At 67.1% G+C, this 7,474-nt stretch carries 5 protein-coding genes and 1 pseudogene; 1 reads left to right on the forward strand and 5 read right to left on the reverse strand.

What is annotated here, in order from left to right; translation table 11 throughout:
- Positions 1–34: 34 nt before the first annotated feature.
- Positions 35–1,156, reverse strand: a complete 1,122-nt coding sequence (locus SGCZBJ_RS25945; protein WP_240621389.1) for a hypothetical protein — start codon at positions 1,154–1,156, stop codon at positions 35–37.
- A 25-nt stretch (positions 1,157–1,181) separates the two neighbouring features.
- Positions 1,182–1,445: pseudogene (locus tag SGCZBJ_RS26440) on the reverse strand (hypothetical protein); the annotation flags it as partial.
- Positions 1,446–1,666: 221 nt separating this feature from the next.
- Between SGCZBJ_RS26440 and SGCZBJ_RS01970 the strand changes: the two are divergent.
- The gene (locus SGCZBJ_RS01970) at positions 1,667–2,290 is read left to right on the forward strand and encodes a recombinase family protein (protein ID WP_101716359.1); all 624 of its coding nucleotides are present in this window, start codon (positions 1,667–1,669) and stop codon (positions 2,288–2,290) included.
- 468 nt (positions 2,291–2,758) lie between these two features.
- On the opposite strand, the gene SGCZBJ_RS01975 is transcribed toward SGCZBJ_RS01970, so the two are convergent.
- From SGCZBJ_RS01975 to SGCZBJ_RS01985, 3 genes are all read right to left on the reverse strand, one after another.
- Positions 2,759–4,135 carry an HlyD family type I secretion periplasmic adaptor subunit gene (locus SGCZBJ_RS01975; protein WP_101716360.1) on the reverse strand — a complete coding sequence of 459 codons (1,377 nt, stop codon included), beginning with the start codon at positions 4,133–4,135 and terminating at the stop codon, positions 2,759–2,761.
- 4 nt (positions 4,136–4,139) lie between these two features.
- Entirely contained in the window at positions 4,140–5,930 is a 1,791-nt protein-coding gene (locus SGCZBJ_RS01980; RefSeq protein WP_101716361.1) for a type I secretion system permease/ATPase, read from the reverse strand.
- Positions 5,927–7,474, reverse strand: a 1,548-nt coding sequence (locus tag SGCZBJ_RS01985; RefSeq protein WP_117590362.1) for a DUF7507 domain-containing protein, incomplete at its 5' end; no start/stop codon positions are given. The genes SGCZBJ_RS01985 and SGCZBJ_RS01980, both read right to left, overlap by 4 nt.

Consider the following 7,474-nt stretch of genomic DNA (forward strand, 5'->3'; position numbering starts at 1 on the left):
CGGGAAGCGGTTGACGCTGCGCAATTAAATGAAATTAGCGGCACTTTGGCCAAGTCGCGCCATGAGCGGAAGTTGGCAGACCTCCAGAAACACGACTTTTGCCGAAGCAGCCGCACCGAACAGCCGCCCGCGACCTAGGCCTTAGCCCTAGTGTCCTCGGCGAGACCGCAAGATCACCCAGCTTGCTGACCAAGCGCCCCTTGAAGCCATCGCGATCCTCCGGGAGGCGCGCAACAAGGTCTACAAAATCGCCTGTCGCCTTCTCGTCGCCCTTGGCGCCTTCCACGGCCCAGGTCACCAAGCCGTCCTGCAGTTTCGTTAGAGCCCAACGGTCGTTCTGCCGTTCTATGAGTTCAAGCCCTGTCCGGGGCTTGTTGGCCGCGGCGTCGAACCTAAGAATGGTGTCATCGAGCAACACCGCTGCAGACAGCAGTTCGTCGACGAAATCGGCCAACAAGGGCTTGATGTCATCAGGGACGTAGTCGGAGAAAACCTCTCGGATCGCCTCGTTCGCCGCGTCGGTGAAGGGCTCGGTTGCAGCCCAGATCATGCGCTTGAGAGCCACGCGCTGAGCAGGAGCCGATGGCCTTGCTTCTCCTTCCCAACGATGACCAAGCACGCGACGGTAGATCGCCAAGATCCGCGCCTGGCCATCGACAGATGCGCCCGCCAGAAATTTAGAGATCAGTATCTCGGTGTCCGCTGGAGACTGCTCATAGGCCAGCGCGACGAGGCGCTGCAGATCCAGAACCGCGTGGTTGTCGCTGTATTCGAGAAAGTCGTCCTCGTCCTGCAGCCAATGGCTCGTCGCAAGTTTCGAGAGCGCCGCCCGGGAAAACCGCGTCACGGCGACGGGATCTACTTCGGCCAAGACCTTGACAGCCCGGGCTCCGTCGCCAGTACGCGCAGCATGGGCGCCGTTGATCAAGGACTCGATCGCCGCGATGGTGGCGTCCGGATACGCGCGGTGGAGATCCAGCAGCGGAGACTTATCCGGCTCGATGTTCTCGCTGAAGAACGGTTCATGCCGTGGTGAAGCTAGCTGGATCAGCGCTGGCATCGCGTCGAGGATGTGATCGGGGCGAACCGCCGGTAGAACACGGCGCATGGCGTTGGCGGGCGCTTGTGTCGGATGGCCATGGTGCATGGCCTTCATGGCGCAGGCCGCTACCGTAGCGGATCTCATCAAGGTAGTCGAAAACCGCATTCCCCAATCCTTGGGCGATGATCCACTCGGCTGTTTTTCCGTCGAGTGCGGGGATTGGATGAGATCGCAACCAGTCCTGGGCCCGTTCTTTTGAGCCGAGTATGTCGGTTGATTGCGCTGCGATCTGCTCGATGACGCAAGCCAGCCTGTTCCCTGACAGTCGTTCGCCAGGCGTCAGGCTTATGCTCTCGTAGTTTTCCGGTTTCGGCTGAGCGTCCATGCAAAGAGCATAGCTCATTCGCGATGCCAGCGGAGCCCACCGAGGCCCAACAGGCTTAGGGCATCTGTGCGCGGGCGCAGCTTTGCCTATCCGTGGCGTCCGAAAAACGCTGGTTATTAGGACCCCACTGAAACGAGACCCCTCCCCTAGCTTCACCGCAACGTGAGGGGTCCTAAAACTGTGTCGCGAAATCAAACGCCGGCGTTTGGCGGGCGGCACGGGATTTGAGACAATGGGGCATGCTTATCGGCTATGCACGTGTCTCAACGACGGACCAGCGGCTCGACCTCCAAATCGATGCGCTCACCAAGGCCGGCTGCGAGCGGATATTCACCGATCACGCCAGCGGCGGCCGTGGCGATCGCGTTGGGATGGCCGACGCGCTGTCGCACCTACGCGCCGGCGATACGCTCATGGTTTGGAAGCTGGATCGGCTGGGACGGTCAGTGCGCCAGTTGGTCGAGTTCACAGCGCAACTGGAGAAGCGTGGCATTCAGTTCGCGAGCCTCACGGACGGCATCGATACAGGCTCGTCTGCAGGGCGCTTTTTCTTCCACGTCATGGCGGCGATGGCCGAGATGGAGCGCGACCTCGTTCGCGAGCGGACATTGGCCGGTCTAACTGCGGCAAAGGCGCGAGGTCGACTGGGCGGGCGGCCCGCCAAGTTGACGTCCCAGCAGCTCAGTCACGCCAAGCGGTTGCTCGCGGATCCGGAAACGACTGGGGCAGAAGTAGCGAGCACGCTGGGCGTTGCTCGATCAACGCTCTACCGATCTCTGGGCAGGTCTTCATCGGCTGCTCGCAAGCGCTATCGGCGTCCGAGCGCGACCGAGGCATCAGCGCAGAAGTCCACAAGCAACTAGCCTTCACCGCCCTAGATTGGGTCAGATAGCCAGTCGCAGATTTTGAGGATCGTTTTGGCGAGTTTGGAGTCAGTCGCTGGGTATTGAGTCATTTTGGATGATGACGCCGGATCGAATATTCGCAGCCACCGTGATTTTGGAAGAGGATTTCGGAAGCCGCTAGACCATTGAAAATGCTGGTGGACCCGGCACTTTCATAGACGGCCGTTATTGAAAGTCCGTCAGAGCCTCGCCGGCCTGCGGCGCGCTCGGTGAGCACGACCCGCGAGCGGTGAGGTCGGCGCACGGTCGCCGGCCGGGCTCTGCGCGGGGTGATAGCTCCGCGCCCGCCCGCCGCCCGACCCAAACCTTAGCGGAAGCGGACATCCCTATCGGGTGCGGGTGCGGACATTCCTGTTCGGTCTGGACAATATTGACGCGGAACGACACGCGGCATGAACTAGGAAAATATTCCCACCCCTCAGCGTCTCACTGCTCGCGGAAGCTCCTGAACAGCCGCTGTTCCAGCGGCTCCAGCAGGTACTGGAGCGCCGTGCGCTTGCGCAGCGGCGCGACGATCTCGACCGGGAGACCGGCCTTCAGCGTCGGCGGTTCGCGGCCGGGCTGCTTGAGTGCGGCCAGCTCTTCGGGAGGCACGGCGACCTCGGCACGGAAATAGCGTGCGCCGGTCTTCTCGTCGGTGAAGCCGTCGGCCGACAGCTTGGTGACCGTGCCTTGCAGCAGCGGCAGGTGGCGGTCATGGAACGCGGTGAACTTTACGTCGGCGTTCTGGCCGACATGGACGTCGTCGGCGTCGTTCGGCGACACCCGGGCCTCGATAACCAGCGGCGCGCGCTGGGGCACGATCTCCATCAGGACGTCGCCGGGCGCGGCGACGCCGCCCACCGTGAACACCTTCAGACCAACGACCTGGCCGGAGGCCGGAGCGCGGACCATGCCGCGCGACAGCTGGTCGCGCGCGGCCGCCAGCCTGGGCTTCAGGTCGTTGAGCTCGACCTCGGACTGGCGCAGGTCGGCGATGACCTCGTCCATGTGCTCGCGGTCGCCTTGCAGGGCCTGCATGCGGGTCTCGCCGATGCCTTCGCGGGCGCTGGCGGCCTGGGCGCGATAGGCGCCGTCGGTCCCCACCAGGTCGGCCGCGGCCCGTTCGAGCGCCCTCACCCGCGTCAGCGGCGCATAGCCCTGGGCGGCCAGCTTGCGCATGCCCTCCAGCTCCTCGCCGATAAGCCGCTGCTGCTCGCGATTGGCGGCGAGTTGGCGGTTATAGCCGTTGATCTGCTCGGAGAGCTGGCTGGCGCGCTCGCCCAGCACGCCGCGCCGCGACGCCAGGGCCGCGCGCTGGGCGGCCAGTTGCCGGCGCTCCAGCCCCATGGCCTCGTCGGCCAGCGCCTTGTCCTCGGCCGGCAGACCGGCGAAGGCGACAGGCGTGATTGGCGCGGCCAGGCCGTCGCGCTCGGCGATCAGCCGCGCCCGGCGCGCCTCGACCGCGAACACCCGGGCGGCCAGCGCCCGCTCCTGGGCCCGGACCTCCTGGACGTTCAGCTCGAGCAGCACCTGCCCCTGGCGGACCTTGTCGCCCTCCTGCACGCGCAGGGCCGAGATCACCCCGCCCTCGCGGTGCTGCACGGCCTGGCGGCTGCCGGAGACGACGACAACGCCTTGCGCGTAGGCGCCGGCGTCCAGCGGCGCGAAGGCCGCCCAGCCCATGAAGCCGACGAAGAACGCGCCGGCGACGGCCAGGCCGACACGAAGCTCCCAGTGGGTTCCGTCAGAGGGCCCCTGCTCCTTGTAGGCGTCGACCGTGACCAGGGCGCCGGGTTTGTGGATGGCGAGCGAACCGGTCATGACGTCACCCCGAAACTCGAAGATCGGACGAGGCGTTGGCCGGGCGCGGCAGGCCCGCCACCCTCGCCTCCAACGCCTGGAGCACCTCGCGGCGCGGGCCGTAGATGTCCATCGCCCCTTCCCGCAGCACCAGCAGCTTATCGGCCACGCCCAGGATGTTGAGGCGGTGGGCGATGACCACCAGGGCCGCTCCCCTCGCCTTCTGGGCGGCGATCACATGTTCCAGCGCCGTCTCGCCCTCGAAGTCGAGGTTGGAGTTGGGCTCGTCGAACACGAACACCTGCGGCGAGCCGTACAGCGCACGGGCCAGGGCCAGGCGCTGGGCCTGGCCGGCCGACACCCCTGCCCCGCCCGGCCCCAGCGGCGTGTCGTAGGCCTGCGGCAGGCGCAGGATCATCTCGTGCGCGCCGGCCGCGGTGGCCGCGGCCACGGCCCGCTCGTCGATCTCGCGTGGGTCGCTCTCGATGATGCTGGCGAAGCGGGCGATGTTATCCTTCACCGTGCCGGCGAACAGGCCGCAGTTCTGCGGCAGGTAGCCGATGTGGGCCGCCAGGCGCTCGGACTGCCAGTCGGCCAGGTCCGCGCCGTCGATGCGCACGCAGCCGAGATCCGGCGTCAGCGCCCCGACCAGCACCCTGGCCAGAGTGGTCTTGCCCGCCCCCGAGGGGCCGACGACGCCGATGATCTCGCCCGGATTGAGGTCGAAGGAGATGCCGCGCAGGATCATGCCCGAGCCGTCGGGGGTGCGGACGCTGGCCTGCTCGGCGCGCAACCGGCCCTTCGGCTCGGGCAGCAGCGTGCGGGCCGGCGCAGCCGGGGCGCGTTCGAAGAGGTCGACGAGCGTGCGTAGGCCGTCGCGGGCCTGGATCACGCTCTTCCAGGCCCCGACGATCTGTTCGACCGGCGCCAGGCTGCGGCTGAGCAGGATCGACGCGGCGATCACGCCCCCGGCCGAGATCTCGTGGCGCACGGCCAGCCAGGCACCGGTTCCCAGCGCAAGCGATTGCAGGGTCAGCCGCAGAAAGCGGATCAGGCCGGTATAGATCCCGCCGGTGAACTGGGCGTCGGCCTGCAGACCGACGGCGTCTCGCCGGTCGAGCAACTGGCGCACGATCAGCGGCTCGCGCATTCCAAGCGCCTTGACCAGGCCGCCCTGGCTGGCGATCGCCTCCTGGGTCGCATAGGCCTGGGCCGAGGCCTCGTTGAGGGCCTCCAGCTTGCCGCGGGTGGCCTGCTCGTTGAGGATCGCCAGGATCAGCAGGGCCCCTGCCCCGATCACCGAGATCACGCCGAGCAAGGGGTGCAGCACGAAGCAGAGCGCCAGGTAGATCGGGGTCCAGGGCGCGTCGAGCATCGCCGTGGCGGCCGAGCCGGAGACGACGTTGCGGAAGGCGTCGAACTCTCGCATCGCCTGGCGCAACCTCGGCCCCGCGTCGGGGCCCAGCCCTCCGGTCAGCCGGGTCAGCACCTCTGGCGCCAGCAGGCGGTCGAGGCGAAGGCCCAGCCGCACCAGGATACGCTGGCGAAGGCTGTCGAGCACGGCCAGAGTGGCCAGGGCGCAGACGACCGCCACCGTCAGAAACGCAAGCGACAGGAGCCCGCTGGTCGGCAGGACCCTGTCGTAGATCTGCAGCATATAGAGGGTCGGCGCGAGGTAGAGGATGTTGACCAGGGCGCTGAAGCCGGCGGCGATCAGCAGATGTCGCCGGCAGGTCCTGAAAGCGTCGGCCAGCGGCTCGGGAAGGACGCGCCGTCCCGAGCCTCTCGCCCTATTCGCGCCGCCCCGGCCGCTCATGCGAGGGTATCCTCGTGGAAGCGGGTCAGCATGGTGACGAACAGGTGGTCGTCGGCGCTGCACGAGTAGGCCACGCCATTGATGGTGCCGTGGTTGTTGTACTCGTCGAGCGCCGTGTGCAGGCCCGCGCCCGAGCCTTGCCAGGCCGCGGTGTTCTGCTTGATCGCCGGGCCGTTGAAGTCGGCGACGCCGTCATGGTTGGCGTCGGCGTACTGCTGCAGCCAGTCGATCGCCTGGTTCATCTTCGCGGTCGGGCTGTTGGGATCGAGCGCGCCGCCCGCCCCGTTGCCGGCCTCGAAGTTCAGCCAGGCGGCGATGACGTCGCGGCCCAGGACGTAGCGGGCGTCCTGCGAGGGCTTCTGCGAGGCGTCAATGACCTTGAGCGCCAGGGCCAGCGACATCTTCAGGGTGTCCTCGCCCACGTCGGTGACGCCGTTGCCGTTGTAGTCGCCCAGCAGGATGTAGCGTTCCTCCTTGTTGCTGTTGCCGGGGTCGGGGCCGTCGGTGATGCCGTTGTTGAAGGCCAGCAGCTCGCCGTCCGCGAACTCGGGTCCTGACTTGGTCTCGTTGCCGACCGTGCCGTCCCAGAAGGTCAGGCCGTTGGGCGACAGCCAGAAGCCCGGGGTGCGGGTGCCGACGCAGTCGATCAGGCCGTAGTAGTAGGCCAGGTCGTGGTCGCTGGCCGTGCCGCCCGAATAGGTCCCCGACGCGGTGGCGTCGTTGACGTGCTGGCCGACGGTCCAGGGCGCGGTGATCTGGAACTCGGTGCTGGCGCCGACCGCCAGGGTTCCGAGCGCCCGGGCCGTGCCCGCCGCCGCGCCGTTCAGGTCGAACACCGAGTCCGTGACCGATGCATTGGTCAGGGTGACGTTGCCTGTGTTGGCGACCACGAACTTGAACATGACGTTGGCGCCGGAGGTGGCGATCGGCCCCATCGGGTCGTCCGCATCCTCCCAGGTCGCGCCGCCGTCGATCGAGACGTACTTTTCGATGTCGATGCTGGCGCGCTGCTGCACGGGCACGTTGGCGTCGTCGGTGTCGGGGCCGGTCTGGTTGGAGTCGGCCGTGGCCACATTCTCCAGCAGTCCGTCGCCGCCGCCGTTGGAGTCGAGCTCGGCCTGGGTGACCGTGTGCTTGGCCGTGTAACCCCAGGTTTCGCCGACCTCCAGCAGGCCGTCGTTGTCACCGACGATATCCGCACCGCGCATGATCGAGCCGGCGTCGGCGTAAGGGTCGGTGACCGTCACGCCGTCCAAGGTGGTGTTGCCGGTGTTGGCCACGGTGATGACGTAGCTGATCTGTTCACCGGCCGCATCGGCGGTGCCGCCGGGGACCGTCGCATCCTTGGTGATGTTCAGGCTGGGCCGGCGGTCGACGGGCACGCTGGCGTCGTCGGTGTCGGGTCCGGTCTGGTTGGAGTCGGCGGTCGCGACGTTCTCCAGGGCGCCGTCGCCGCCGCCGTTGGAATCGATCTCGGCCTGGGTGACCGTGTGTTTGGCCGTGTAGCCCCAGGTCTCGCCCACTTCGAGCAGGGCGTCATTGTC

The organism is Caulobacter zeae (assembly GCF_002858925.1).
GTDB lineage: Bacteria > Pseudomonadota > Alphaproteobacteria > Caulobacterales > Caulobacteraceae > Caulobacter > Caulobacter zeae.